Source organism: Tychonema sp. LEGE 06208, from assembly GCF_015207505.1.
Lineage (GTDB): Bacteria > Cyanobacteriota > Cyanobacteriia > Cyanobacteriales > Microcoleaceae > Microcoleus.
Genome location: NZ_JADEWT010000093.1, coordinates 1 through 25,765 on the forward strand (window position 1 = coordinate 1; position 25,765 = coordinate 25,765).

Genomic DNA, 25,765 nt, shown 5'->3' on the forward strand with positions numbered 1-25,765 from the left:
TTCCCCATTCCCCATTCCCCATTCCCAATACCTAATGGCTGTGGCCGTAAGCGCCCGTTTCCGGCTGAAATGGTACAATTTCCTCTATAACTTCCAAACCCATTTTTTCGAGCATTCCCTGCAAAACAGAGTCGGGAGAAAGCCTTAAATAATTATCGGTAACTTCTAAAGCTACGTGACGGTTTCCTAAATGATAAGCCGCCCGCAGCAGTAGCAACTTAGTCGAGGCCCGCGCTGTGATTACCGGTTCGGGTTTTGCACTTACCTGTACCAAACAGCTACCGTCTTCCGATTGCAATAAATCTCGATCGCGCAATACCGTACCTCTGGGTAAACTCAGGTGCAGTTTTTCCCCACCTTCTGTCTCGAATTGGTGGCGGCTGCGAGTGCGATCGTCGGCTGTCATTGCTAAAGTAAAGCTGACAGCAGCATCGGGATTTGCAGGCAAATGTTTGGTGAAAGTTAGCATTTTTTTATTTTATTCCTCAATTTAACTCGCTTCACATCTAGTTTTTGAGGAAGATCTTTTTTATCTTTAATAACGACTGACAGCGAGTTACAAAATTGTCATCTCTCTGAACCGCTCCCGTCCTTGCATACCATGTTTTGCTCGTTTTGTCAAGCACTTTATTACAGGCGAGATCCCTTTCTTAACTATTTTCGCATAACGCCCAGTAACTCTAACAACAGAACGGGAGAGGAAGAAAGACTCAAACACTCGATTTTATTGATTTCCCGCTTGTTGCAGCCGCAGCAGCTCGGCTTGAATTTGCTGTTTGACTTCCGGATTCCTTTGCTGCAGCAAAGTGAGCTCGTTGAAGCGTCTAACTGTCAAGTTATTGCTTTCAATAATTTTTTTAGCTTGGTCGCAGTAATTCACAGCCACGCCGCGAACACCTCCCGACAGCCTGTTAATTTCCTGAGTTTCGTTGCACACTACTCTGGGTACCGAGCCTCCAGCCATTCCTTTAATTTCCTGATAAGCTTGCACCCGTCTGGGTTCTATTGACAAGACAGCGCGAGCGTAGTTAGTAATTTCGGTGTTGCTAATGGCTTGAGCTTGGGCTGCTGCTCCGAAAACGAGGTTTGGGGATTGTCCGTACAAGCCAGGGGCCCATCCGGTAGCCAAAGCTGCTGCAGATATTATGACGGAGAACAGCGATTGCCGTAGCATCGGGTTTAGGCGAAATTTAGAGTTGTTGGTTAAGGTGTTCATGGTCGTCGGTGATTGCTTGCGTGTAAATAAAAATGACACAGCGCTGGGAGGCTCAATATTTGTGAATCATGTGGTGGCGAAAAAGTTCCTGCCGACAAGCGTGACAATCTTTAATTCAAGTAGAAGGATTTGCGCGGTTGCTAGGGCGATCGACTTTTTAGCAAACTCGATAATTAGATCCATCCTAACATCTCACCAGAAGTTGATAGAACACAGTATTTAGACGCTCATTTTCATTGCGGTGCGTTTCATAATTCCCTCTACAAATAATTCTCACAGCTCAAATATTAAATAATTATAAAACTCCTTGACAAATGACTCGTATTTAGGTGCGATCGCCCATCAGACGATTTTAGATTTTAGATTTTAGATTGGGGAATTGGGAATGATATCAATTCCGGTTGCACTCCTCATGACTGTTGACTGTTGACTGTTGACTGTTGACTGTTGACTGCTGACTCGATTTTATTATTCCGATGCAACCGGAAACGATATGACGCACGCGCGAACCTGGTTTGTTATCGTAATCGATCGCACAGGGTATTACTACCCCAAGACAGAGGCAGCATTCGGGAACTACAGACTAAAATCTTGTTATCAAAACCCGCGCTATCTGTTTTCGGCCATCACCTGCGAACCTTCAATTCGGCCCCGCTTCCTCAAGTTTCGGGCTGGGAAAACTTCTCTGACTTATCGAGAAACCAAGTTTTTCTACCAAAGATTGTTACAGCCGCCGGCAAGACTAGAAAAACCCGGAGGGCTGGAATTTTTGTACCTGAGCCTTCTTGTCATCGATCGCAAACAGCGAATTTTTGCAAGCATTTTCGCCGTAACTTAACAATTATTAATTACCGATTTCCCATGAAAGCTCAAAAAGAAATTTGGCGAGTCATCCTCGCAGTAGCTATCAGTACCGTAGGCGTGCTGCACTTTGCAGTACCCGCACCCTTTATCAGAATCATGCCGCCCCAGCTTCCTTACCCGGAAGCATTGGTTTATATCAGCGGTTTTTTCGAGATTTTGGGCGGGATTGGGCTGTTAGTTCCACCAGTCAGCAGAGCGGCGGCGTGGGGGTTAATTGCCTTGTTTATTGCCGTGTTTCCAGCTAATATCAATCAGGCAGTCAACAGCATACCCATAGAAGGGATTCCCGACAACCCATTATTGTATTGGTTCAGGCTGCCTTTTCAAGCCGTTTTGATTGCTTGGGCCTGGGTTTATACCAAACCAGACGAAGGTAAACCACGGGCTTCTATAATTCCAGATACGACAAAAAATGCCCCATGAAGCAGTTCGACTACCATGCGGATTTTAAGAACATCGACTTTCGACAGCACCCAGAACTTTATTGCGTGGGGAAAGGAGAACAAGGAGTGCTATTGGTGGAGCCCTACAAAGGAGAAATTCTGCCTTTCTGGAGATTTAAGACTCCTGAAATTGCCAGGGAGTCCAGCAGCAAAATTTACTCGTTATTTTTAGAGTATCTCGATGGCGAAGATTTTGTGGGAGCGGACATGGCGCGCAAGTTCTTACAAATGGGGTATACTCGATCGCGCCGCTACGCCAACCACAAAAGCGGTCGAAAATACAAGCAGAACCCTCAAAAAATGGAGTCTGTTGCAGAGCAAACCGCTGCTCGCCAAGATATTTTACCCCTAGATGCAGATCCGGTGAAAGCAGAATCCGCCACCATTTTTAAAGACAAATGGATGCTGGCCAAAACCAATGAGAAATATCTCCTGCTTTTAGCCAGACACCGGCAGATGTACGAATCTTCTTCCAGCAAGTCTGAGGATTGACATCCTGTCCCGTCGATTATCATAAAAAACCAGGTTCGTAGTGCCGAATGCGAGTCTGATTGAAGGCTGCAGACTTTCGGGCGCGAACCGTTAACGCCTGCGGTTAATTGAGCAGGCGCGATAGGGCATAAACTTACAAAAACTTACTTATAAATTACCATTTCTCCCCCGGGGCAGCAATGCAGTTGTGCTTGCCTATCTCGGGGGCGAATTGACTTACCAGATCCTACAATTTACTCATCATCTTCTTCTGTTTGCCACTGTCGCAAAAGTTCAAAGGCATTAAAGCCCCTGTATTGCAGGTAGTTCAAGACTTTGCCCTTAGTTTTTGGATCTACTCGATCGATCGCGTCGATCTTGTATTTCCGCATGACTTTGGCTTTTAATTCTGCCAGTTTTTGGGCTTCTGAATCCTGATTTTCGGCAAATTCTTCTTCCCAGACTTGCTCGAATAAATCGCTAGTAATTCCTTTTTGCAGGCACTTGCGCTTGATGGCGGATTTCCCGTATTTGCCCGCAGCACTTGCGATCGAGTTTGCCACCAAGCGAGTGTCAGACTGATAGCCCCGGTCTTGAATTTGCGCGATCGCCTCCAATATTTCCTCATTGCCAAAACCTTTCTCTTGCCCCTTTTTGCGAAGTTCAGAGGCACTGTAGTCTTTGCGAGACAAGAGAAAATAGAAATAGTCAAGACAGCTCATCAGTTAAATCGCATGGTGGCGCGCAAATACTCGTGTAACGAATGCAAATCCAGTAGCCTTAACCTAGGCTGACTGCATCGCGCTCGCCTTTATTCTTCTGTATCCTCCTCATCATCTGCCAATTCCACCTCTGGTCTGTCCGCATCGATCTGAATCAAGCGAATGTGCTTGTATCCGAGTTTAATTTCAAACTCGTCTCCTGGCTTTAATCCCATTTCTTGGGTGTAATTTGCCCCGATCACGATCGAGCCATTCTTGTGAACGCTAGCGCGATAACTCGCTTCTCGTCCGCGTCCGTCTGCTTTAGATTTCTCTAGCTCAATGCCCTTAGCAGCTAATACTGCATCGTAAAACTCAGCCAGGTTAATCCGTGTTTCTCCACTCTTGCTGACGGTGAAGTAGCCGCAAAGCTTTGCAAGTTCTCTGCGAGGCAAATCGCTGCCTTTGATTTTTTGAAGCAGACCTTTTCCTGTTAAGGGTGCTGTCGCTGTTTCTGCCATTGACCTTACCTCGGTTATTGGAGTTTACTTATATCAATTACAACACATTAGATTAACTTTGTTTCACTGTCAATACTAAGAATTAAAAAGATCGGATTCTGGATAAATTTCTGCAGCCTCAAAACTGGGGGTACAACTCGTGGATGCTCGAAGGGCGATTTATTTGCTGCTGGCGACTAAAATGGTTGTCTGAACCCTTGGAGCGATCGCAGCAGGAATTATTGTCGCAAATTAAATGCTTTACTTTTTTACAGTAAAGTCTGTTCCCTGCATTCACCAATCCAGCTCCTGTCTGCAGTCAAAGTAAAAAACAAGACAGACATGAATGGAAATACCTAGAGCGCGATCGCTGCAAATCTGCCCAAAGCATTTACCTGCGCGGGGTTAACTTTTACCTCAACAAGGCGAGACCGCACATATTTTCGATCCCCCTACCAGCTAGCTACTTATAAACCCTGTTTTTCGGGCGGCCAATCCCCTCAAAACCCCAAATACCGAGTCCCAATCTTCTATTAAGGTGTTCGGCATATAACTCGCACAGAAAACAGTCCGACGATCGCAATCCGGTAAAAATTCAAGCAAATTTCACCTGTTCGTTGAACGGGTTTTAGCTAGACAGGCGGGAATCCCCAGCCCATAATCTTTGGGCGAGTGGGATGAGAGCCGCGCTTTTGTGAGGAGCTATCCTCCCTCCGCGATGTTGGGCCCAGCCAACCAGCATTCTTAAAGATGGCGACGAGACGAGCACTCATTGTAATAATTGTGGTAAAATACTCATATCTTCGATCGCAGAATAACAATCTATATCTAGATAAAACAGCTTTGATGTGACAAGTGGGGCGGGACGTGTTCCTCACTATAAAACGCCGTAGAGCGAAACGATGAAGGAAGATATTGATATCCTTGACCGAACTCAGATGCCTACAACATACCGCTTGCGGTTGGTGTAGGAGCGTCACCTAAAACCAGACTCCACCGGCGCGGCAGAAACATCGCGCAGCCACCAAGAAGGAAATAAGCTGTTGGGTATTTAAATTGTGTGTGGTGATTGAGGGTCTGATGGGAGAGAATTTTTTGCGATGTCAGGCAAATATACAATTTAAAAGCCACCGCAGGTTCATACCATTTTCGCTCCAGACGGTTACTCTGTTGTTAATTGTTAAGGCTCTGGGTTTGATTGGCGGCACGCCGCACCACGAATGCTCGATCGAGCATTTCGCGACTTATACCAGATTTTGATACCATTTTCACCCAAAGAATGTAGCGGCAGGGCAACTCCCAACCCTGATCTAATAAGTCAATCTTTATTAATAGGACTTACGCACCGGGGGCCAGAAACCGGGTTTTTTGACAAAATTCTTCGCTGCAATCGGCAGTAAGGGTAAAAAACCCAGTTTCTTTATCGCGAGTGCGTAATATCAAATCCGGTTGATCACAAAAACGGTTCGTAGTGGGGACGACCGTCCGCACTACGAACCTTACTGATTGCGGTAAATTGACCGGACATGATATAAATCCCGATCGCCAATCTCAAATCGCCAATGGTAAATAGTATGGTTTCGATTCACAATCCGATCGAGCGATACAAGTTCTCACCTGCGATCGGGCAATCGATTTTAATTTATCTGTTGAATATAATTTTGCGACAGAGGAGTCCGCATCTCCGGGAGTAACTGTTCCGGTTTCGCGCTGCGGTGCTGCAAGTACCGCAACCCAGCAAAGCCAGCACTCAAAGCAATCGGCAACAAGCAAAGCGTCAGCGCCAGACATTTTTTTAATCCCGGTTTTTTTAACGCTTTCTGAGCCTTTTGAGCGACAGGGTTTGGTGAAATAACCGAAGAATTTGGATCGGAAATAGAGTTGGGTAAATTAGTCGCCGATGGTCGATCGCTCGGGTTCATCCAATCCCTGCGATCTTTTAGTTGCTCAGGACAATATTCCCAGACTTCGCCGTCCTCACTGTCTGACTCATCCGTTTGATAGGCTGGCTGTGGAGGGTTTTGGGCGATCGCCACCACCGAAGACGGCCTCTTCCATTCTGTGCCAGACGAGGCCGCCGACGGCATTCCAGACGCGATTATTTGCAGCCCGAGACTGGATGCGGTACTTTGGGTTGGAGCGCCCGTCAGATAGCCGTCAAAGTCCGGGTGCTGGTAGAGAATGGGCAAAGCCCAATATAACTGGTGAGAACCGTAGGTAGAAATTAGTCCCGCCCTGGCCCGACTCAAGCTGAGATCGACTGGATAGCCTTGATTGAGATTCCGGTAAAACAGCCGCGTCAGAGTTAGGGCTACTTCGTCGGGGATGCTTTCTGCCATTGCTAGCACCGCAGGAATGCCTCGCTTGACTAAAGCTTCGGTTAAGTTGCGTTCCGGGCTGTCGTCTGTGATGCCTGATGGGCCGCCGTAGGCACCGCGGCAGGAGTTGAACACAGCCATCTGAATGCCGTTGTTGACCAGCAATCCCGCTAAGTCGTCGCCGCTCAAGGTTTCGGTTAAACCGGTGCGGCTGCTGACTAGGTAGAGTTCGCCACCTCTGGAACCGGGGTTGCTGTGGCCTGCGTAGTGCAGGACTTGGTAATGTCCTTGTTCTAGGGCTTGGGTAAGCTGTTCTCGATCGGGCTGTTCGAGAATAGTCAGTTGAATTTCCGGGGAATGGAAGCCGTTTTTGAGGGGGTTAGCGCTGCGGTTTTGCAGTTCTTGTTGCAGCTGCAGCACTTCTCGCGAAAGCTGCAAGTTGTCTCGATCGCTGGGAGAGGCGATCGCCATTAAAATTTTTAGCGGCCCGCCACTTGGCAGTATCCGGGTTTGTTTGAATAAACTTGTACCTGGTTGGTAGCGAGAAAACACCAAATCGGTGCCGGTTGCCAAAGGGCGATCGCCCGCGTGCAGAACTTCCCACGGTAGTCGCGGCAAGTCCCTACCTTTGAGCCCGAGCCGCAGTTCCAGCACATCTCGGCGGTGCTGGGCGATGCCTTGAGCGCAAGTCCAACTGTCGCGCAAGTTTCCTTGAAACAGCCCGCTATATAATTGTTGCCCAAGGGTTACTAAAGAAGGCGCTGAGTGTTTTTCCGATCGTGACAGTCCCCGGCCAGTAGCAGTTCCCTGGAGCAAGCCCACCAAAGGGTCGTTCATCAGTTGAGCAGACAGCGCCAGCCATTCGTCGATCGGCCAGCGGACTTGTTGTTCTGCTAAGGGTACACCGGGTGCAACCTTTTCTGTCCGTACTAGATATTCATCGTCCCCAACTGGGGTAACTGAGAGTTTAAATTCCTGGTTCACCGATTTAGCGCCCTCCCGCCTCAATTCTGATTTTGCCTGCGTTTTTGCAGCTAGCAATCGCCACCGACAAACTGATTTTTACTCTTTGAATGAAACTTTCTGATTGCGCTTCCCCCGATCGGGCGAACGCAGAACTCAAATATATTTGTTCAAACACTTTGAGGGTGTAAAACTTGTACTTTAATAACAGTTTATTAGTTTTGATTGCCCTGCGGCTAATTGAAAGCGGAATTTTCTCCAATTTTGCTATCTTTAACATTTTGCACCTCTACCGCAGACCCCTTTACATTCCTTGGGAACTTGAGTTTCTCATTGTTGAGTAAAGTTAAATTGGAGGTACTTTACCAAGCGGATCTCTAGTTCTTATTAAAATAACTTCAGCTCTCACCCACCGGTTTCAGGGAAATATCAAAGATAAATTTGAGTAAATTTTTCGGGGAGGTGATCGCCCGATCGCTACTCACCGCTTATCCTCTACCATCATCCCCCCATCTGAAATCTAGATTTTGTGTCAATTAATGAATTGGTCGGCTCGGAACCTCATCTGTAAGCCCCGATCCCTCATCTGCAGCGTCGATTTGAGATTGGGCCCTTGAAGATTTGAGATTGAGTTGTGGTTTTGAATCTGCTAGTAAGAGCTTTCTTCTAAAATTTGGAGACTTCCCGACAGAAGTACGCGACACGGTACTTGTTTCTGGGATCTCTCAGGGGCGATCGGCAATCGATAGAGCGACTATCGATAATTTCTAATTGAGGGTTGCTATTTTACCACTTTTATGATATTCTCCTTTATCAAAATCTATTAATGTATTTAGATTTAAATAGAAAAGAGCAAGCTAAAAAATCTTAATTTTCAACAATACAACTCTCATAAAATTATTCCCATAATTTCAAACAACAATCATTTTGATCGTTGATAAAACGAAGCCTAGTCAATATGGTTTGTAGTGCGGACTTTAAGTCCGCAAGCACATCGAATATTACTGTGCTTAAGCGAGCCAACACGATATTATTTGCGATCGCAATGTCTGTTTGTGCTTGTCAATTTCACTAAAAACAACTCCTGCGTTGATTGCTGTTGGTTGCTGATTTTTCAAATCAGTCTTAAGATAGATAGATTTTTGCTAAGTTGTTTATATTGCAGAAAAAATATTTTTTTCAGTTCGATCGCAGCGGGGCGATCGAGATCGAATTGCCGGACTGAAAATTAAAACAAATATTTGCGACGGCGAATTATTTAAAATTGTAATTAATCATCGGGAACTAAAATTAGAAGCGTGCAGTCACTTACATCAAGAATTCAAATCCTTAAGTCAGGGAAGGATTTGTCATAGCTGGAAGTGTTACAAAACTTCAGCGCACCAGGCTCGACCGCCAGAAAAGCCAGGGGAAAATTTGGGGTAAAAAATTTTAGGTAGTTGTCTAGGAGTTGCGATCTGCGAGTTTAAATTAGGCTAAATCACGGTAAAAATACGTAGAAGATCTACCCTTAAGCGCAAGTATACGCAGCTTACTGTAGAAATTACGGAGAACATCAAAAGCAAGCTGAACTTCGGTACAAAACTGGCTGTGTATGTGGTGGCTCAGTTATTTTTGTGCGCGATTGCCGGAGAGAGAACTCGCAAAAACAGCAAAATAACCCCTGGCAGTTTAAATAGCATCTATAACAAAAAGGTGGAAAAGCAGCCACTAGAGCAGACAAAAATATAAAATTATAATTTGTTGTTCGGCTGTCTCCTCCTTGCTGATAAACTGATTCTAAGAATCTCAATCTTTTGGAGAGAATATTAACGATGGAAGAAGAAATGTTGTTAGGAAATGTATCGGGAACACTTTTTCCCGATCGCGATCGAACACAAATTTCTGACTTGACAGAAACCAATTTGTTTGCACCGATCGCCCTAGATGACGAAGAACCAGAGTTCGGGCTTTCCGCCGGCGAACTCGATCGACTCGCGGCTTTCCGCAGCGCCAGCGCGATCGATTCTGATAGCGACTTAGCCAAGTTAATTGACGACGCGATCGCCGAAAATACCCCTAGCAACAGTAACAGCCAAGTTCCGAATCAGTCTAACGGCACATCCGAAACAACTGCTGAGGATGACAGCACAAGGGCTGAATTTAACGCTATACCCGAAGAAAGTGCCGGTCGCACAGATGACGCAGAAGATGGCAGCGGCAGCGTTCGCCAGACCCTCGAAGGTACCGATGACGATGACTTAATTGTCGGCACCAGCGCTGACGAGGTGATATTCGGCAAAAAAGGCCGAGACAGAATGAGAGGAAACGGTGGCAAAGATCGGCTTTACGGAGGTAAAGATGACGATGATTGCGACGGCGGCGATGGTGACGATGAAATAAGAGGCGATCGCGGTAACGACATTTGCGACGGCGGCCAAGGTGACGACAAGGTATATGGCGGCAAAGACAACGATACTATTTTGGGCGGCAGCGACCAAGATACTTGTTTTGGCGATGACGGCGATGACTGGGTAAACGGCAACGACGGAAACGATCGGGTTGACGGCGGCGCAGGTAGCGATAGCGTGTACGGCGGCAAAGGCGACGACAACTGCGAGGGCGGCGAAGGCAACGATACCGTCAGGGGCGATCGGGGCAACGACATCGTTAACGGTGGCGAAGGCAACGACATCGTTAACGGTGGCAAAGATAACGACACCGTGATGGGCGGTGCCGGCAGCGACGTTTGCGACGGCGACGACGGCGACGACAGCGTGATGGGCGGCACCGGCAACGACACCGTGATGGGCGGTGCCGGCAATGACGCTTGCGATGGTGGCGAAGGCGACGACAGCGTGATGGGCGACACCGGCAACGACACCTTGATGGGCGGTGCCGGCAATGACGCTTGCGATGGTGGCGAAGGCGACGACAGCGTGATGGGCGACACCGGCAACGACACATTGATGGGCGGTGCCGGCAATGACGCTTGCGACGGCGGCGACGGCGACGACAGCGTTGTCGCTGGCACCGGCGACGACACCTTGATGGGCGGTGCCGGCAACGATACCCTCATGACTGGCGACGGCAATGACATGGCAGACGGTGGCGACGGCGACGACAGCGTTGTCGGCGGCGGCAATGGCAACGACACCTTGATGGGCAATAACGGCAACGATACGATCGTTGGCGGTACTGGCAACCATACCTGTATCGGCGGTGCTGGAAATGACGTTTTTGTCATGAGTAACACCACCAGTCCCGGCAGTTCAGTCATCACTGACTACACAGACGGCAGCGACAGGTTTTTGCTATTTGGCGACTTGATTTTTAGCAGCTTGTCGTTTGTGCAAGTCGGCATCAATACCGAAATTCGCGGCAGCAATAGCTTTGTGCTGGCGCTGTTATTAAATGTCAGCGCTACGATTCTCGATGCTAGCGACTTTTTGGGAGCTAACGGTACTCCTGTAACTCCAAGTCCAACTCCAACTCCAACTCGAATTCCAACTCTACCGGTAGTTAATGCCCCTCCGCGATCGGAAGCTAATAAGAGTTTGACTGTCGGTTCTGATGGCAACCAAATAACTATTACTTCTGACTTCTTGAAGTTTGTCGATAGCGAAACAAATGCTAGCGGCACAGTCTTTAAGGTAACGCAGTTGCCTGATGCTACAACCGGGCAACTATTCTTTAAGGGAGTAGCCGTAACCCAAGTTGGTTTAAGCTTCACTCAAGCAGACATTAGTCTCGGTTTGTTAACTTTCCAAGCCACCATAGGTTTTGTCGGTGCCGCTAGTTTTGGTTTTGAAGTTAGCGACGGCAAAAATGTACTCGCCAACCAGACTTTTAGCTTGAAAGTCGAGCAAAATGTCTTTAATTTTGTTGGCAATACAGCGCCTCAAGTTATTGTCGGTTCTGTCACGCTAGATAACGACATCCAAGGCGGCGACGGCGATGATGACATTACAGGCGGTAACGGCAAGGACAAAATCATCGGCGGCAAAGGCAAGGACAAAATTAAAGCTGGCGATGGTGATAGCGATATCGACGGTGGCGATGACGATGACGATATCGAAGTCGGTAAAGGCAAAAACAAAATCATCGGCGGCAAAGGCAAGGACAAAATTAAAGCTGGCGATGGCGATAACGATATCGACGGTGGCGATGACGATGACGATATCGAAGTCGGTAAAGGCAAAAACAAAATTAAAGGCGGCTTGGGTAACGACAAAATTAAAGGCGGCGATGATGATGATGAGCTCGACGGCGGCCTAGGAACCAATACTCTAATTGGGGGTGCTGGAAAGGATCGCTTTATTTATCGGACTTCCCGCCAAGAGATTCAAACAGTTGTAGAAGCTGACTTAATTACTGACTTTAATGTCGATGACGATGTTTTAGAGCTTTCTACGGCAGCTTTTGGTAATCTCAGTGTTTCTAGCTTGACTCGACTGGAAATTACTGCTAATTCTGCTGTTGGGTCGATCGGCAGCGCTAACTTGCTCGACTTTAGTGCCGATATCAGCGTTACCAGCATCGCCACTTTGCAAGCGCGGTTTGCAGCTTTGGGCGGCAACACCGACGCGCCTGTTTTCTGTCAGTTTACAGATGCCGATACTGGTCGTTCCGTGCTGGTATTTGCTGTTGGGGCGCGCTTTGAAATTGTTACCAGTTTCTCGCTGTCATTTAGCCTGCAAGTAAATAACTTTGTCTTCACCGGCCCATCGCTAAATGTTCCTGTCGGTACTGCCGGCGCTGACAATGTTAATTTCGGCACTTATCCTGCCGCCGTTAATTTCGATGGTTTAGGAGGCGACGACAACATTGTCGGCAGCAATTTTAACGATACCATCAAGGGCGGCGACGGCAACGATACCATCACCGGCGGCCTCGGTTTGGATGTCTTAAGCGGCGGCAGCGGTGCGGATCTGTTTGTTTACGCGACAACTAAAGAAGGTGGCGATAAAATTACCGACTTTACCTTTGGGGTTGACAAATTCCAGTTTGCAGCCAGCGAATTTGGCAATTTGACTACTACTAACTTTGACGGTGTGACGGGTTCAACTCCTGACATTACTGGCAAAGAATTGGTGATTTTCACCGGCGGCAGTTATGCCTCTTTGGAAGCTGCACAAGCGTCTGCTTTGGGCAGTTCTACAAGTGCTGGTTTCTTCGCGTTTACGAATGCGTCGAACGAGACTGTGTTGTATTTTGACTCGAACGGTACCGCAGCCGACGGTTCTACCTTAATTGCGAATTTGGGTACTGCAGCAGGAAGTTTGGGCTCGGCAGACTTTTTGTTTACTGGTTCGATTAGCAATTCCCCTATCGGTACTACTACCAACTCAGGTAGCGTTGCTGATTTAACTGCTGCTGGGAACACTTTCCCCGTAGCCTTTAACAACTTCGGTTCTGGTGCTGGCGGTTACAATTTCAGCACTCCTGTTTTATTTACCGGAGATGCGAGTGCTAACAGCGTCACTGGTACTGAATTTGCTGACATCATCACTGGTGGTGGAGGTGCGGATATTCTCACTGGCGGTTCCGGTGCAGATATCTTTGGTTACAAAACTCCCGGCGACGGCGCGGATAGCATTACTGACTTTACCTTTGGGGTTGACAAATTCCAGTTTGCAGCCAGCGAATTTGGCAATTTGACTACTACTAACTTTGACGGTGTGACGGGTTCAACTCCTGACATTACTGGCAAAGAATTGGTGATTTTCACAGGCGGCAGTTATGCCTCTTTGGAAGCTGCACAAGCGTCTGCCATCGGCAGTTCAACAAGTGCTGGTTTCTTCGCCTTTACGAATGCGTCGAACGAGACTGTGTTGTATTTTGACTCGAACGGTACCGCAGCCGACGGTTCTACCTTAATTGCGAATTTGGGTACTGCAGCAGGAAGTTTGGGCACGGCGGACTTTTTGTTTACTGGGACGATTAGCAATTCTGGGACTGGTACTAATCCGACTGGTACTACTACCAACTCAGGTAGCGTTGCCGATTTAACTGCTGCTGGGAACACTTTCCCAATTGCGTTTAACAACTTCGGTTCTGGTGCTGGCGGTTACAACTTCAGCACTCCTGTTTTATTTACGGGAGATGCGACTGCTAACAGCGTCACTGGTACTGAGTTTGCTGACATCATCACTGGTGGTGGAGGTGCGGATATTCTCACTGGCGGTTCCGGTGCAGATATCTTTGGTTACAAAACTCCCGGCGACGGCGCGGATAGCATTACTGACTTTACCTTTGGGGTTGACAAATTCCAGTTTGCAGCCAGCGAATTTGGCAATTTGACTACTACTAACTTTGACGGTGTGACGGGTTCAACTCCTGACATTACTGGCAAAGAGTTGGTGATTTTCACCGGCGGAACTTATGCAACGGTGGAAGCTGCACAAGCGTCTGCTTTGGGCAGTTCTACAAGTGCTGGTTTCTTCGCCTACAGCAATGCGTCGAACGAAACTGTGTTGGTGTTTGACTCGAACGGTACGGTGACGGGCGGTTCGACAATTATTGCGAACTTGGGTACTGCTGCTGGCAATTTGGGAACTGCGGACTTTGTGTTTACAGGGACGATTACCAGTGCTCCGGTTGCAACTTCTCCTAGCTCGTCGGGTAGCGTTGCTGATTTAACTGCTGCTGGGAATACTTTCCCCGTAGCCTTTAACAACTTCGGTTCTGGTGCTGGCGGTTACAATTTCAGCACTCCTGTTTTATTTACTGGAGATGCGAGCGGTAATAACGTCACTGGTACTGAGTTCTCCGATATTTTGAACGGTGGCTCTGGTGCTGATATTTTCGACGGTGGCGCGGGTGATGACAGCATCTCCGGTGGCGCTGGTAATGACAGTCTCTTCGGTGGCGCGGGTAGCGATACTCTCTTCGGCGGCGACGGGAATGATACTTTAACCGGTGGTGCGGGAACAAATGTTCTCAGCGGCGGGCTTGGTGCTGATGTGTTTGTGTTCGCCGGAACTACTGCTGGTGGCGGGGATATCATTACCGATTACAGCATTGTTGATGATGTAATTAACATTGACCAGTCTGCTTTTATCGGATTGGGAGCGGTCGCCGGGCCTTTGGGCTCGAGTTTCTACGCTTACAGCAGCACAGTTTCTGTAACTGCGTTAGAAGCAACTTTAACCGGGCCGTCGATCATGGCTATCTACGACAGTTTGTCTGCATCTACTAAGCTGTATTACGATAGCAACGGTTCTACGGTTGGTGGCAACAGTTTGTTTGCTACTGTGAGTGTCGATTTTGGAGTTTCCGGTAATTCTGAAGTGGTCTTGTTCTAAAGGGCAAGAATTCTGATCTGAATATCGGGGATATGCGCGGGGACACAGCATTGCTGTGTCCCAATAAAAGAAGGACACGGCAATGCTGCGTCCTTCTTTTGTTTCTCAACCTATTTTTATTTTGTTTCCAACCGCTGCCGCCAATTGCTGCTAATAATATCTATCACCGTGACTACAACTAACAGCACTAACATCATTGTTGTTGCTTTATTGTATTCAAAAGACCTGATATAATTGACTAATTCAAAACCAATGCCGCCAGCGCCCACTACTCCCAACACCGAAGCGGCCCGAATGTTGTACTCAAACATCCACAGCGTGTAACCGAGGGCTAGCGGCAATACCTGCGGGAAAATTCCGTATTGCGCTACTTGCAGCCAAGATGCACCGACTACTTCTAAGGATTCGACCGATCGCGCTTCCACAGATTCGATCGCCTCCTGATAAAATTTAGCAAGATAGCCGATCGTATAAATTGCCAGCGCTAAAGTACCAGCCGGCGCGCCCAAACCAGTCGCGGATACAAACAACAATCCCAGCACAATTGAAGGCACAGAACGCACGGCATTTTGCAATAAATTAGCCAACCAACGCAACCACTTTGGTGCTATATTGCGGGCGCTGCAAATCGCAATTGGGATCGACAAAATTGCTCCGAATGTCGTTCCCCACAATGACATTTGAACTGTTTCGATTAAAGCTTTAATTGCTACGTCAATTATTTCGAGATTTGGCGGCCACAAGCGCGAAATAAAATCAGTCATGTAAGGCCAACTGTTGGTCAGGGTTTCTGCATCAATTTCTAGTCCCCGCAGCGCCCAACCGTAAAGTACAATTAAGCCTGCTGCGATACCAATATTTTTAATCCAGCCAGGATTTTTTGAGGGATTAGTTGATTTTTTTTCGGTCATTTGCGTTGATTTTTAATTTTTTTTAAACGAACCGCGAAGACGCGAAGGGCGCTAAGGAAGAGGGGAGAAGATAGGAGTTTAGACTTCTACTTTGGGAGGTGTTAGTTGGCTGAGTTTGTCGGACAGGTTGTGGCATTTGCCATCATAAACTATCTGACCGGCATCTAGGACGATCGCCCGATCGGCATAGGTGCTGGCCATTCCTAAATCGTGCAATACTACAACTACGGTCATTGCTTGTTTTTGGTGCAGTTGGGCGAGGATTTCCATTACTTGTTGGGCGGCGATTACGTCTAATCCGCTGGTGGGCTCGTCGGCGAGTAAAATCTGGGGGGATTGGATTAAGGCGCGGGCGATGGCGACTCTTTGCTGTTGTCCGCCGCTGAGCAGTCTGGTTTTTTGATATGCTAGGTCTTTGAGTCCGAAGTCTGTTAGTAAGTCAAATGCTCGATCGCGCTGCTGTTTCGGAAAACCCCACAAAGTCTCCCAAGTATTTAAGCTTCCCAAGCAACCACAAAGCACATTGTCGATCGCGGATGACTGTTTTACTAACCCGCCACCTTGAAAAATTAAGCCGATATCGCGCCGAATTCGTCTCAGAGTGCGCGGAGTTATGATTGTATCGTTAATCCGAATTTCTCCTGTTTTGACGGGGACTAACCCGACAAATGAACGCAACAGTGTAGATTTTCCTGCACCGTTTAAGCCGAGAAGCGCTACAAATTCGCCTTGTTTAATTTGGCAATCAATTCCGTTCAAAATCGGGCGGTTTAGCGCGGTTGAATAAGCTGTTTTTAATTGGCTGCATTCTATAGTCATAAGAAGAATTTCGGCAACGGATTATGTAACGGATGTAAGTCCGACGGAAGAAGGAAGAAGTCATTAGTCATTAGTCATTAGTCATTAGTTATTAGTCATTAGTGCTGTCGCCTCCGAGCTTTCCGTACAACGCGATCGGGAAGAAGGAAGAAGGAAGAAAAAAATTTAGCTATTTATATTAATTTTTAATTGGGCGTGTTAATTTGGTAACTATTTGTCGATCGACTTTGCCATTAATATATAGCCTTTCTCAAGCTTAGTGAGGTATGCCCTCTGCCCTATGGCCTATATGAGAGCACAGAAAGGCTATACTGTCTCCTCGATGGGTAACAATAAAATCGGTTCGTAGTGAGGACTTCAGTCCTTCTTTTTTTGCGGACGGTCGCCTTCACTACGAACCTTTACTCTCGCTACGAACCTTGATTTTACGGTTCGAGTTTGGCGCGCTGCAAAGCTTGCCGCAAGGTTCCTAAATGGCGCGTATGATCGACTTTTACTAATTTCTGAGAGTTGTACAAACTGCGGAACAATTGATTATTTGCTGGTTCGTTCATTTTCATGAAAGCATTAATCAGTTTTTCGCGCATCGGTGCAGGAACGCGATCGTCAATCACAATTCCGTGGGCTGGCACTCCGGGAACTTGTTGTAAAACTCGCAATTTCTTGCCTTCTTCCGCTGTAATCCAAGGCGGTAGCAAAGCGTATTCTGAGACAACTCCGACATCTGCTTGACCTCTTAAAACAGATTGCAAAGCGCTGCTGTAGCCGTCACCATAGGTGACATTTCCGAAAAAGCTCTCCAGTCTATCCGGCCCTGAAACTAATCCTTGACCCACTAATTCTGAGATTGGGAAAATGAATCCCGAACCGGAAGTTCGAGAGGTGAAAGCCATTTTTTTGCCTTTCAATTGTTCGAGGGTTTGCTTTGCTGAACCTTTCGGGCGCAGGGGACTGTCTTGGCGCACTACGAACACTGAATCGTAGGTATTTCCGCCGGAATAATCGCTGCGAACTTCTGCTAAATACATCCGCGCTTTGGCTAATTGTTCTGCTTTTAATGCCGCGCGCCCTGCTACAAATGCCACGTCGGCTCTGTTGGCCCTCAATGCTTCTACGGCGGCGGTTTCGTCGCCGATGACTGCATCGACGGGCATTCCGATTTCTTTGGAAAGTATTTGCGCTACTTGATTGGCTTTATTTTGCAAGTCTGTAGCATCTCTGCGGTTGGCAAATACGATTCTAATGCGATTTATCGGAGCTTGTGCTCTTAAATCTCGTTGGCGAAGCCCTCGAAGAGGATCGCCCTGCTGCGTTTTTTGGGCGATCGCCTTTTGCCCCATTCCCACTACATTCGCCGTCAAACCCCCTAACAGCAACAATCCGGCGCTAACGCTTGCTAACGCTTTAAACTTTACATTCATTAATTACTCTCCTACTTAGTTGTTGCTATTTGATAACTTATGGCAATAATTTTGATTTTATTTTACAGTTCTTTTGGTAATTAGTTGCAATAGTTCAGTGATAAATATTTCTGATATGTCTTATCATTAAAAGTGATAATACTCTGACTCAATGTATGGTACAGTACCGCACTAGCACCCGACGCAGCAAAATATGACACCCAAGCTTGCCGATAAAAATCCCTTTCCAGTCTGTTTTGCCGATGTGGAAGCGGCGGCAAAGCGCTTGCATGGCAAAGCTTTCAAGACTCCGGTGCTGACTTCGGAGACTTTGAACAAACAAACTAATTCTCAAGTATTTTTCAAGTGCGAAAACTTTCAGCGGACGGGTTCGTTTAAATTTCGCGGTGCTTGCAATGCTTTGATGCAGCTATCTGAAGCCGAAAAACTGCGGGGAGTGGTGACTTTTTCTTCGGGAAATCACGCGCAGGCGATCGCCCTTGCCGCACGGTTGCTCGCAATTCCTGCTACTGTGGTGATGCCTGCAGATGCGCCCAAAGTCAAGCAAGAAGCGACTCGCGGCTACGGTGCCGAAATTATTTTGTACGATCGAACTCAAGTTTCCCGCGAAGAGCTCGCTGCCCAAATTGCCGGGGAAAGAAACTTGACAATTATTCCTCCCTATGATGACGCGCGGGTGATTGCAGGACAAGGTACGGCGGCGCTGGAATTAATCGCAGAAGTTGGAGAGTTGGATTTGCTTTTGGTTTGCTGCGGCGGCGGGGGTTTGCTGTCGGGATGCGCGATTGCAGCCAAAACTTGCTCTCCCCAGTGTAAAGCGATCGGGGTAGAACCCGATCGAGCAGATGATGCAGCGCGATCGTTCCGCACAAAAACCCTGCAAACTGTTAGCAACCCCGATACTATTGCTGACGGCGCGCGCACGCCATCTTTAGGGAAATTGACTTTTCCTTTAGTGCTGCATTATGTGGACGATATGGCAACAGTTTCGGAGGCGGAAATTCGCAAAGCAATGTTTTTCATGTGGGAGCGAATGAAGATAGTTGTCGAGCCGACTGGAGCCTTAGCGGCGGCGGCTTTGCTTTCGGGAGTTGTGACAACTGAAAACATGAAAGTTGGCGCGATTGTCAGCGGGGGAAATGTAGATCTGCGGCAAGCTAGTCAGCTTTTTTATGATAGTTAAGCCTGCAAGTTTTTCACTTAAAAATTCGTCATAGGTTTCAACCCATCTATAATTGATTTCCACAACAAAAACGTTTCCGAGTGCGGAGTTGAGTCCGCTCATATCGTTTCATCATATCAATTCCGGTAACACTCATACATGATGTCAACAGTCAACAGTCAACAGTTAACAGCCAACAGCCAACAGTCAACAGTCAACAGTAAATTTACTATTCCAACAAAGAGAGGATTTGATATCAGATAGCAATAGTAAAATTCCTCTTACATGAAAATAAAAATCACGATTTATCTTTAATCCATTGAGCGCGGACTTTAGCTTTGCGACGGGTTTAAACCTCCGGCGGACTTTCGGGTTGGTGTGACAGATTTGGAAAATATCAAATATTAGTATTGACAAATTTAACCAAAGTCAATAATTCTCTGATAAAATGCTCCCACAGGAAACTTTAATATCACACCACAATGTCTTCAGAAACAAACTCAGCGGCTCAATCTACAACCGGTGCAGATGCGATCGATGTTGCGATCGCTTCAGGAATCGACTTTGACGGCACTCCGATTCCGAAAGCAAAATTAGACCTGTACGAGCAAGTAATGGGATTAGAAGCCGGGAGACAGCGCAGTGGCGTGTCAAACACCATGCGATCGCGCATTGTCCGCATTGGAGTAAAACACCTGCCTCAAGCAGAACTCGATCAAATGCTGATAGCAGCAGATTTTGCACCGCTAAAAGACAAAGAAGTTGCGTTTTATTACGGCGGAAAGTAAAAATTAGAGAATGTAGAACGGCGAGATTTAAGATACCAAAGAAACCGGGTTTTTTCGATAATTCAACGCATTAATGCCAGATTTACCACAAAAACCCGGTTTCTGCCTCAATCAGAAATTGATCTAATCTAGCAGAGATATTTCAATAAGATGAAAGTATAACTGCAATTATGGCTAGCACGAGGGCGATCGTTTGTGGAATTGTAATTGCTTCTTTCAGGAAGAAATATGATAAAAATACTGTAACTACTGGGTACAAAGATGTAATGCTGACGGTGCTAACAACTGGGCCACTTTCAATGGCTTTCAGAAATAGTAAAGATGCTACTGTTCCGCAAACACCTACTAATAAAGCAAATACGATTCCTGCACTATTTCCCTGAAAACTCAAGTTTTTACTGCTGAAAATAATTAAGGCTGTAGTGACAATAGCGCCGATTGCTTCATAAATAAAAGCTGTTTTGTAGTCAATAGATTGTGTTGCTAATTTGCTAAAAAATCCCCAAAGACCGTATAATAAAGAACAAGTCAGTGCAAAAATCAACCAATTGGGTATTTGAGCCATTGTTTCAATAATTAAATTGGATTATTTGCTACCTGTTGCATTCTATTTTCGATAGCGAATGCAGTTGATGAGTTTTGGAACGCCGCCGCCTGCACGGTTTTTAAATCTCCGGTTTTAAACCTCGTTCCATCAGCGATAAAACAGCTTGTTCGGCAGTGATTTCACCGTTCAGCAAGCGGTAAACTTGACGGGAAACGGGGACTTCTATCTCGCGCCGCACCGCCAAATCAATTAAAACATTCGTAGTATTAACACCCTCAGCAGTGCTCTGCAGTTCGTGCAAAATATTCTCTAAAGACTTACCTTGAGACAATCCGAAGCCAACCCGATAATTGCGCGACAAAGAACTATTGCAAGTAGCTAGTAAATCTCCCAAACCAGACAAACCGTAAAAAGTTTCGGCGCGAGCTCCCAAACGAACTCCCACCCGAATCATTTCCGGCAAAGCGCGAGTCAGCAAAGCAGATTTAGCATTAGTTCCTAATTGTAAACCATCGCAAACACCAGCGGCGATCGCAAAAACATTCTTCAGCGTTCCACCTAACTCAGTCCCCAGGGGATCTTGATTGACATAAACCCGAAAAATATCCGAACTGTAAATATTTTGTACTTGCTTAGCCGCCGCTAAATCTACACTCGCCGCCACCGTTGCAGCCGGTAATCCCTGCTGAATTTCTTCGGAAAGATTGGGCCCGGAAAGTACGACTATGGGATTGTTAGGAAAAGCATTTTGCCAAATTTGAGACGGAGTGCGCGTCGTGGCGGGGTCTAAACCTTTGGTGACAGTAACTATAATTGTACTCGGATTTAAGTTTAAGGCAAGCAGGCGATCGACTGTTTCCCCAACTCCTTTCATCGAAACTGCTGAAATCACAACATCGGCGCCAGTTATCACTGATTCTAGACTAACAGAAGTGCGACGCGACCACAAATTAACGCGATCGCCCTTTTTGCTTCCGAGATTTGCCAGTGCTGAACCCCATACACCCCCGCCTAATATTGTCAAATTTACCATAAAATTTATTGATAAGGAAGAAGTCATTAGTCATTAGTCATTAGTCATTATTGCTGTCCCCCCCGAGCAAACGCGGCCGCAATCCGTAATAACGGTAACGCCAATAATCTTGTAAAATTATCTCGTGATCGAAACACAATTGTGCAGGAATCTGCCAAGATTCAAAAATTTGTAAATTTTTAGCATCGTCGGCAGCTTGAGGTTGACCCGTTGCCGCAGCCAAGAATACAATACTAATAGTATGCTGGCGCGCGTCGCGATTCGGGTCAGAATAAACGTAGAATTGCTCGATCAATTCTACATTCAAACTCGTTTCTTCTAAAGCTTCGCGTTTGGCGGCCGTTTCTACCGATTCCCCGTAATCGACAAAGCCGCCGGGAATCGCCCAGCCGTAGGGAACGTGGAGACGTTCTATCAAAACTATTGGTCGGTGCGGGCGATCGGTCAATTCAATGATAATATCAACTGTAGGAGCGGGATTTCGGTAATTCATTTTGTTGGGAATTGGGAATGGGGCATCGGGAATCGGGCATTGGGCATTGGACATTGGGCATTGGGTATTAATGATTTTATATGTAACAAGTAACAAATAACAAATAACAAGTAACCAATAACAAGTAACAAATAACAAATAACCGTCAACCGTCAATCGTCAACTAACATTATGCCTAAGTGGCTGGGAAAAGTTTTAGGTATCGGTACGGGTGCAATCCTCATACTAGGTGCGACTGGATACTGGTACGTTTTTATTGCGGGAGCACCTCAGTTAGACCCTCCGAAAGTAGTAGTAGATGCCAACTTAGATTTTGAACTCAAAACATATAAAAGTGCAGCTATGAATTCAGAGCGCACCTACGGCTTAATTTTACCGCCTGGGTACGCAAAAAATTCCAAACAGCGCTATCCAGTGATTTTTTTGCTGCATGGCGGGCACGGAGACGCGCGCGCTTATCAAGACAAAGCTGCTGTTACTTCTGTACTTCACGATTTATATAAAACCAAAAGATTGCCGCCGTCAATTATCATTACTCCTGACGGAAACGACAAGCGGGGTACGAGTCCTTTGTGGGATCCGCAATATTTTGACGGGCCCAATGGTCAGGTTGGAACTGCGATCGGCTCGGAGTTGGTTCAAATCGTCAAATCGCGTTACAGAACGCAGGAAAACCCCAAATTCTGGGCAATGGGAGGACAATCTTCGGGGGGTTGGGGAGCTTTTAATATGGGTTTGCGTTACTTGAATAATTTTAATATTCTGTTCAGCCACAGCGGTTATTTTACCGATCAAAGCGGCAAGGCTAACAGTCCTAAATATTTAGTTGAAAAAATTTCTGTTAAAGATAAACAGCGGTTGCGCGCTTATTTGGATGCTGGGGAAGAAGACAAGGAATTTCTAATTTCTACGCAACAGTTTCACGAACAATTAAACCGTTTGGGTGTTGCTAACGAGTTTAACAAATTTCCGGGCGGACACGGGATTGTTGGCCCTGATGTCGGTTGGAATTATTGGCACAAGCATTTAGCCGATTCATTGAGTTATGTGGGAAAACAGTTTAAGATATCACTGGCCGCACAGAAAAATTAGAAATGTGAATTGTTTCATTCAAAAAAGCTATAGTTGGACTCTGGTTTGCATTGTTTTTAACTGGATTGGTAGGTACGATTAACCTGCTGTTAGCCGTAATTTCCAGTTTACCCGATCGCCCAAATTGGCTATAGTACAATACCGTTGACTTAAGTGAACGTCGGGTGCGCCACCAAGAACAACTTTCGCCCCGCAACGCCAGATTAAACGAGCGACGCACCCTACAACTTATAACTTAAGTAAACGGTATTGTAACTTAAGCTCCTCCTACAGTTTTCTCTCCTGTAAGTTGCCAGATCAAAGTCTTAGCCCCCCCGAAGTCGCGGGGGGTTGGGGGGTAAGATCTAGCGCTATTTTATGAAATTGGTATAACGCTCACTCCGCGCTAACAGCCAAACCAGAAACCACAGGCGCGATCGCATTTAACTTCAAAACAGGATGCTCCCCTTCCACCTGCCGGCAATTCCAATCATTTCTAAACAGTAAAACCGGCCTTCCCCAAGTATCTTTCACCGTCACCGTATTAAACAGCCGTCCAACCTTAGCCAGCGCATCCCAACCGCCGTCAACCCAACGGGCTACACTGTAAGGCAACATCTCGATCGTCGTTTCCACATTGTATTCCGACTGCATTCTGAACTGCACCACCTCAAATTGCAACTGTCCTACTGCTGCCAAAATTGGTTCGCGTTTCGACTCGTCAGCCGAATACATAATTTGTACTGCGCCCTCTTCCTGCAACTCGGAAACGCCTTTGCGGAACTGCTTAAATTTAGAAGGATTGGGATTTCTCAAAACAGCAAAAAGTTCCGGTGAAAAACAGGGAATTCCTTCATATTCCAGTTTTTGTCCGGTGTAAATAGTATCGCCGATCGCAAAAACCCCCGGATTGTTCAAACCAATCACATCGCCGGGATACGCAACCTCGATCGACTCCCGATCCTGAGCAAATAACTTTTGAGGTCTTGACAAACGCACAGTTTTACCAGTGCGAGCGTGAGTCACGTTCATGTCCTTTTCAAACTTGCCCGTACAAACCCGAATAAACGCTACGCGATCGCGGTGTCTCGGATCCATATTTGCTTGCAATTTAAACACAAACCCCGTAAAATCTTCGTAAGTTGGCGGAAGTTCCCCGACGCTGCTGTTGCGGGCGATCGGCTTCATCGCGTAATCTAAAAACGCATCCAAAAACAGTTCTACCCCAAAATTGCTCATCGCGCTGCCAAAGAAAACCGGAGTCATTTTCCCAGCCCGAACCAAATCTAAATCCAGTTCAGTTCCCAACTCATCCAGCAGTTCCAACTCTTCTTTAAGCTGATAGTAAAGGTCTTGTTCCAACAAATCCTCAATGCGCGGATCGCCCAATTCAATGACGGTATCAACTGCCGCGCGAGAACCGTGTTGACTGCGCTCGAACAAGTGAATTTTGCGCCCTCTGCGGTCAAAAACACCCTTAAAGCGATCGCCCGTACCGATCGGCCAATTTACCGGATAAGTCTGTAAGCCCAATTCCTTCTCAATTTCGTCCAACAAATCCAAAGGATCTCTGCTAGGGCGATCGAGCTTATTAAAGAAAGTAAAAATAGGCAAACGTCGCAACTTACAAACTTCAAATAACTTGCGAGTTTGCGGTTCCAAACCCTTAGCAGCATCCTCAAGCATCACCGCATTGTCAGCCGCCGCCAGAGTTCGATAAGTATCTTCGCTAAAATCTTGGTGTCCCGGAGTATCGAGCAGATTAATGTGATAATTTTTATACTCAAACTGCAAAACAGTAGAAGTAATCGAAATTCCCCGCTGCTGTTCCATAGCCATCCAGTCAGAAGTAGCGTGTCGCTGGGCCCGCCGCGCTTTCACAGAACCTGCTTCGTGAATTGCACCTCCGTAAAGCAGCAGCTTTTCTGTCAAAGTAGTTTTACCCGCATCAGGGTGCGAGATAATGGCAAAGTTGCGCCGGCGCTCCACAGCAGTTAGCAGTTCAGTTTCGAGTTCTGTTGTCATCACAAATTAAGTAGGGGAATCATCACCCGATCGCCATTATAGCCTGTGCTAGAGTTGCTATAGAAGGTAAAATTATCAGTAAAGTCAAGGAAATACAAGTAATATGTACGACTCCGACAAGCGCAAGCTGCTATCACTCGTGTGTCACGGGGCAATTTTTTTCAGCACGTTACTGTTCTCGATCGGAGCGCCGATCGCAGTATTGTTAGTATCAGATGACCCCGTTGTCAAAGAAAACGCCACAGAATCGATCAATTTTCACCTGAATGTATGGTTGTATGGTCTGATTTTGGTTCCACTATCTTTTGTGACACTTGGCTTAGCAGGCTTGATAGGTTTCGCAATTCACTGGGGACTAACAATCATGGCCATCCTCCACATTTTGCAAAATCCCAACCAACCTTACCGCTATCCTTTTATTTTCCGCATAGTTTAGACAGCAAATCGCGCTTCACCATCGATTTAAATAACCCGGTTTTTTTCACAAACCGGGTTTTTAATTGTTTGCTAGAAGAATGAATAAGGGACAAGGAATAAGGAAGAATGAATAAGGAATAAGGAAGAATGAATAAGGAAGAATGAATAAGAAATAAGGAAGAATGAATAACTGTAGTTTAGACTAAAAAATAAGCGTAGCTAAAAGTAGCCACCTTTGAATCTCAGGCAAGCTGTTGCTTAAAAACTCAAGAGGGAGAAGATTAAATAGCTAATCTTGAAGACTTTTTACGTCGAG

22 protein-coding genes are annotated in these 25,765 nt (G+C 46.5%); 8 read left to right on the forward strand and 14 right to left on the reverse strand.

All coding sequences use genetic code 11. The annotated features are described in order from the left end of the window. Window positions 1–31: 31 nt before the first annotated feature. Together ureE and IQ263_RS21145 are read right to left on the reverse strand one after the other, a co-directional pair. Complete coding sequence (gene ureE / locus IQ263_RS21140) at window positions 32–469, reverse strand: urease accessory protein UreE (protein WP_194070002.1); 438 nt, start codon at window positions 467–469, stop codon at window positions 32–34. A gap of 255 nt (window positions 470–724) precedes the next feature. Beyond that, window positions 725–1,216 carry a DUF4168 domain-containing protein gene (locus IQ263_RS21145; protein WP_194070003.1) on the reverse strand — a complete coding sequence of 164 codons (492 nt, stop codon included), beginning with the start codon at window positions 1,214–1,216 and terminating at the stop codon, window positions 725–727. A 493-nt stretch (window positions 1,217–1,709) separates the two neighbouring features. On the opposite strand from IQ263_RS21145, the gene IQ263_RS21150 reads away from it, so the two are divergent. From IQ263_RS21150 to IQ263_RS21160, 3 genes are read left to right on the forward strand one after another with little or no spacing between them, the layout of a single operon-like run. Then, on the forward strand, window positions 1,710–2,054 hold the full coding sequence (locus tag IQ263_RS21150; protein ID WP_194070004.1) for a hypothetical protein: 345 nt from the start codon (window positions 1,710–1,712) through the stop codon (window positions 2,052–2,054). 23 nt (window positions 2,055–2,077) lie between these two features. Then, window positions 2,078–2,503, forward strand: a complete 426-nt coding sequence (locus IQ263_RS21155; RefSeq protein WP_194070005.1) for a DoxX family protein — start codon at window positions 2,078–2,080, stop codon at window positions 2,501–2,503. After that, window positions 2,500–3,015, forward strand: a complete 516-nt coding sequence (locus tag IQ263_RS21160) for a DUF4385 domain-containing protein (RefSeq protein WP_194070006.1) — start codon at window positions 2,500–2,502, stop codon at window positions 3,013–3,015. Before IQ263_RS21155 ends, IQ263_RS21160 begins: the two co-directional genes overlap by 4 nt. Window positions 3,016–3,248: 233 nt before the next feature. Here IQ263_RS21160 and IQ263_RS21165 read toward each other — a convergent pair whose 3' ends face one another. The 5 genes from IQ263_RS21165 to IQ263_RS21185 form a co-directional block, all read right to left on the reverse strand. After that, a complete protein-coding gene (locus IQ263_RS21165; RefSeq protein WP_194008562.1) occupies window positions 3,249–3,716 on the reverse strand; it encodes a regulatory protein RecX in 468 nt (155 codons plus the stop codon). Between the two features lie 89 nt (window positions 3,717–3,805). Next, the gene (locus IQ263_RS21170; RefSeq protein ID WP_194008561.1) at window positions 3,806–4,216 is read right to left on the reverse strand and encodes an AbrB family transcriptional regulator; all 411 of its coding nucleotides are present in this window, start codon (window positions 4,214–4,216) and stop codon (window positions 3,806–3,808) included. Window positions 4,217–4,827: 611 nt separating this feature from the next. Beyond that, complete coding sequence (locus IQ263_RS21175) at window positions 4,828–4,968, reverse strand: hypothetical protein (protein WP_194070007.1); 141 nt, start codon at window positions 4,966–4,968, stop codon at window positions 4,828–4,830. 864 nt (window positions 4,969–5,832) lie between these two features. Then, the gene (locus tag IQ263_RS21180; RefSeq protein WP_194070009.1) at window positions 5,833–7,497 is read right to left on the reverse strand and encodes a CHAT domain-containing protein; all 1,665 of its coding nucleotides are present in this window, start codon (window positions 7,495–7,497) and stop codon (window positions 5,833–5,835) included. A 4-nt stretch (window positions 7,498–7,501) separates the two neighbouring features. After that, window positions 7,502–7,756, reverse strand: coding sequence for a hypothetical protein (locus tag IQ263_RS21185; RefSeq protein WP_194008558.1), 255 nt, complete (start codon window positions 7,754–7,756; stop codon window positions 7,502–7,504). A 1,534-nt stretch (window positions 7,757–9,290) separates the two neighbouring features. Here IQ263_RS21185 and IQ263_RS29645 point away from each other — a divergent pair. After that, entirely contained in the window at window positions 9,291–14,762 is a 5,472-nt protein-coding gene (locus tag IQ263_RS29645) for a cadherin-like domain-containing protein (protein WP_304941033.1), read from the forward strand. Between the two features lie 116 nt (window positions 14,763–14,878). On the opposite strand, the gene phnE is transcribed toward IQ263_RS29645, so the two are convergent. The 3 genes from phnE to IQ263_RS21205 all read right to left on the reverse strand — a co-directional run bounded on the left by phnE (window position 14,879) and on the right by IQ263_RS21205 (window position 17,913). Then, on the reverse strand, window positions 14,879–15,673 hold the full coding sequence (gene phnE / locus IQ263_RS21195; protein ID WP_194070011.1) for a phosphonate ABC transporter, permease protein PhnE: 795 nt from the start codon (window positions 15,671–15,673) through the stop codon (window positions 14,879–14,881). 78 nt (window positions 15,674–15,751) lie between these two features. After that, on the reverse strand, window positions 15,752–16,492 hold the full coding sequence (locus IQ263_RS21200; protein WP_194070013.1) for a phosphonate ABC transporter ATP-binding protein: 741 nt from the start codon (window positions 16,490–16,492) through the stop codon (window positions 15,752–15,754). 425 nt (window positions 16,493–16,917) lie between these two features. Continuing rightward, window positions 16,918–17,913, reverse strand: coding sequence for a phosphate/phosphite/phosphonate ABC transporter substrate-binding protein (locus IQ263_RS21205; protein WP_194070015.1), 996 nt, complete (start codon window positions 17,911–17,913; stop codon window positions 16,918–16,920). Window positions 17,914–18,106: 193 nt separating this feature from the next. Between IQ263_RS21205 and IQ263_RS21210 the strand changes: the two genes are divergently transcribed. Next, a complete protein-coding gene (locus tag IQ263_RS21210) occupies window positions 18,107–19,096 on the forward strand; it encodes a threo-3-hydroxy-L-aspartate ammonia-lyase (RefSeq protein ID WP_194070017.1) in 990 nt (329 codons plus the stop codon). Window positions 19,097–19,557: 461 nt separating this feature from the next. After that, window positions 19,558–19,863, forward strand: a complete 306-nt coding sequence (locus IQ263_RS21215) for a small RNA NsiR4-regulated ssr1528 family protein (RefSeq protein ID WP_194070019.1) — start codon at window positions 19,558–19,560, stop codon at window positions 19,861–19,863. Window positions 19,864–20,005: 142 nt separating this feature from the next. On the opposite strand, the gene IQ263_RS21220 is transcribed toward IQ263_RS21215, so the two are convergent. The 3 genes from IQ263_RS21220 to IQ263_RS21230 all read right to left on the reverse strand — a co-directional run bounded on the left by IQ263_RS21220 (window position 20,006) and on the right by IQ263_RS21230 (window position 21,936). Then, window positions 20,006–20,428 carry an EamA family transporter gene (locus tag IQ263_RS21220; protein ID WP_194070021.1) on the reverse strand — a complete coding sequence of 141 codons (423 nt, stop codon included), beginning with the start codon at window positions 20,426–20,428 and terminating at the stop codon, window positions 20,006–20,008. A gap of 100 nt (window positions 20,429–20,528) precedes the next feature. Then, window positions 20,529–21,443 (reverse strand): NAD(P)H-dependent glycerol-3-phosphate dehydrogenase, encoded by a 915-nt coding sequence (locus IQ263_RS21225; protein WP_194070029.1) that lies wholly within the window; start codon window positions 21,441–21,443, stop codon window positions 20,529–20,531. 40 nt (window positions 21,444–21,483) lie between these two features. After that, the gene (locus tag IQ263_RS21230; protein ID WP_194070030.1) at window positions 21,484–21,936 is read right to left on the reverse strand and encodes an NUDIX domain-containing protein; all 453 of its coding nucleotides are present in this window, start codon (window positions 21,934–21,936) and stop codon (window positions 21,484–21,486) included. 171 nt (window positions 21,937–22,107) lie between these two features. Here IQ263_RS21230 and IQ263_RS21235 point away from each other — a divergent pair, with 171 nt between their 5' ends. Next, a complete protein-coding gene (locus tag IQ263_RS21235; protein WP_194070023.1) occupies window positions 22,108–23,028 on the forward strand; it encodes an alpha/beta hydrolase in 921 nt (306 codons plus the stop codon). A gap of 375 nt (window positions 23,029–23,403) precedes the next feature. Here the strand turns inward: IQ263_RS21235 and prfC are convergent, their stop codons facing one another. Then, window positions 23,404–25,032: a peptide chain release factor 3 gene (gene prfC, locus IQ263_RS21240; RefSeq protein WP_194070025.1), complete on the reverse strand. Its 1,629-nt coding sequence runs from the start codon at window positions 25,030–25,032 to the stop codon at window positions 23,404–23,406. 103 nt (window positions 25,033–25,135) lie between these two features. Between prfC and IQ263_RS21245 the strand changes: the two genes are divergently transcribed. Then, a complete protein-coding gene (locus tag IQ263_RS21245; RefSeq protein WP_194008546.1) occupies window positions 25,136–25,468 on the forward strand; it encodes a DUF4870 domain-containing protein in 333 nt (110 codons plus the stop codon). Window positions 25,469–25,765: the final 297 nt, after the last annotated feature.